This is a genomic window from Nocardioides sp. AN3 (assembly GCF_054653495.1).
The window spans coordinates 1-361 of sequence record NZ_BAAIGC010000097.1 but is presented as its reverse complement, the minus strand read 5'-3'; the positions used below and the strand labels follow the sequence as shown (position 1 = coordinate 361).

Annotated in this window: 1 protein-coding gene; it reads right to left on the bottom strand. The window is 63.2% G+C overall.

What is annotated here, in order from left to right; all coding sequences use genetic code 11:
• Positions 1-19: 19 nt before the first annotated feature.
• Positions 20-361 (bottom strand): transposase (locus tag ACYQ1K_RS27955; RefSeq protein ID WP_459986899.1); only part of this gene is annotated, 342 nt, incomplete at its 5' end.

The following is a 361-nucleotide window of genomic DNA, read 5'->3' as shown; positions in this document are numbered from 1 at the left end:
CTAGTGGTCCGTCGCAGTTTCAGTTGACTACTTGGTTGAGGGCGGTGCGGGCGCGGGCGACCTTGGCGAGGATGTCCTCGGCGGTAGCGGTCCACACGTAGGGCTTGGGGTCCTCGTTGTTGGCTTCGAGGTAGGTCTCGATGCTGGCGATCAGGTCAGGCACCGAGCCGAAGATGCCGCGGCGCAGGTTCTTCTCGGTCAGGTCGCGAAACCACCGCTCGACCTGGTTGAGCCAGGAGGAGCTGGTCGGGGTGAAGTGCAGGTGGAACCGCTTGTGACCCTTGAGCCACTTCTCGACCTCGACGTGCTTGTGGGTGGCGTAGTTGTCCAGGATCAGGTGGATCTGCAGACCGCGGGGAAC